Origin of the sequence: Bacillus hominis (assembly GCF_018332515.1) — a bacterium.
Classification (GTDB): Bacteria; Bacillota; Bacilli; order Bacillales; family Bacillaceae_G; genus Bacillus_A; species Bacillus_A hominis.
The window spans coordinates 1-570 of record NZ_BOQD01000550.1; the positions used below are offsets into that span (position 1 = coordinate 1).

Genomic DNA, 570 nt, shown 5'->3' on the forward strand with positions numbered 1-570 from the left:
ATACGTTGCCAACCCCTGCGTTTTCAAGCGCTTTCAATTGATAATAATGATACGTCTTTCCATCTAGTTCAAAAGTTGCACGTGATTGAAATGGATTATGTTTGACCATTATGTTTCCCCCCTGTTAAACGTGGCTAAGTTGTCTGAATATAAAATGTAGACAAACTTTTCAATACCTTACGATAATATCTTATTACAACTTTCTAAATAAGTAAATAATAAGAAACTTATGGATTATCATAAGTTTTCTTTATCTTTCTAAATTTGAATAGTGTCCATGCTCTTTATTAATACTATTACCATAAAGTAAAGCACTCTTTCAGCGTTTTACTTTACGTTCATATATGCTATGAACAACTCATGGTTCGTCTATAAAAAACATTATAGAGGTGAGAAAAATGGGTAAACGAAAAGCCAATCATATTATTTCAGGAATGAATGCTGCATCTGCACAAGGACAAGGAGCTGGTTATAACGAAGAGTTCGCAAATGAACCTTTAACACCAGCGCAGCGACAAAATAATAAGAAACGAAAAAAGAATCAGTAACGAAAAACCCCAAAAGGTGCAC

2 protein-coding genes are annotated in these 570 nt (G+C 33.3%); one reads left to right on the forward strand and one right to left on the reverse strand.

Annotation, left to right across the window (positions count from 1 at the left end):
* Window positions 1-109: hypothetical protein (locus tag KI356_RS28800; RefSeq protein WP_438820851.1), on the reverse strand; the 109-nt coding region annotated here is incomplete at its 3' end.
* A 289-nt stretch (window positions 110-398) separates the two neighbouring features.
* Between KI356_RS28800 and sspO the strand changes: the two genes are divergently transcribed.
* Entirely contained in the window at window positions 399-548 is a 150-nt protein-coding gene (gene sspO / locus KI356_RS27285; RefSeq protein WP_002121377.1) for a small acid-soluble spore protein SspO, read from the forward strand.
* The last annotated feature ends 22 nt before the right edge of the window (window positions 549-570 follow it).

Bases quoted from the DNA above. Each gene is read 5' to 3' on its own strand.
- sspO (WP_002121377.1), top strand. From the start codon at position 399: ATGGGTAAACGAAAAGCCAATCATATTATTTCAGGAATGAATGCTGCA.